At 41.4% G+C, this 781-nt stretch carries 2 protein-coding genes; both read left to right on the top strand.

Annotation, left to right across the window (positions count from 1 at the left end; genetic code table 11):
- The coding region (locus WH277_RS05545; protein WP_339504898.1) for a DUF943 family protein at nucleotides 1-253 on the top strand (253 nt) is incomplete at its 5' end.
- A 311-nt stretch (nucleotides 254-564) separates the two neighbouring features.
- The coding region (locus WH277_RS05540; protein ID WP_339504895.1) for a DUF3289 family protein at nucleotides 565-781 on the top strand (217 nt) is incomplete at its 3' end.

Raw genomic sequence — 781 nt, 5'->3', positions numbered from 1 at the left:
GTATGATATTCCTCAGCCTGAAGCGGATGGAAGTTATAATGTGATATTGTGGGATTTCGATGAAGGGTATAAAGAGGATGATGGATATGATCGCCTGTGCTTTGATGATATGAAACCGCCCAAAAACTGTGTTGATAAAAATGCACTGATGACCGTCAGTCGCGATAAATACAACGTTACAGATTTCACACTTGATGATGGAGTTTACGTTCTTCAGGATAATGGTCTGATCGTCAAAAGAAAGACGGATTGAATGAAAGTTTATTATCATCAGTAAAAAATAGGTCGGTATGATGGCGATGGCCTCAACAGAGGCTTTATTATGGCTGGTTTTAATAGGGCAAAGTGGTAATACCCCCTGTGCTAGTCGTGTTTTTACTATTTATCAATAACTATGATCTGTACTGCACTTTTGGTTTTTATCCTCAAATTAATTTGGAAGTACTGAGTGTAATCGATAAATTACGTTGTCGACAACATAATCACACTTTCTCTGATGCCGCGTGAGAACTGACAGGAAGTCAGCGTCAGGATGACTATTTTTCAATACAAGGAAGGTTTTCAATGTCTGCATTATCTCTTCCCTGTACCATTTTCATCACCAAGAATCGTATGGATGACTTCGGCGCTAAGGATATGCACTGCGGTGATTTAAGTGCGGAGCAGCTGAAAAGAGATTTTGGCCTTTCCACTGTCTCTGACAGGGTTGATCCCTGGACCCTGGCACGAAAAAATTACCAGAATGTGCCCACTTATCCTGCGTCCTCCTCTTGGCACACGG

This window comes from Erwinia sp. MYb416 (assembly GCF_037479575.1).
GTDB lineage: Bacteria > Pseudomonadota > Gammaproteobacteria > Enterobacterales > Enterobacteriaceae > Erwinia > Erwinia rhapontici.
The sequence above is the reverse complement of the archived record's forward strand: the minus strand, read 5'-3'. Positions and strand labels throughout refer to the sequence as shown.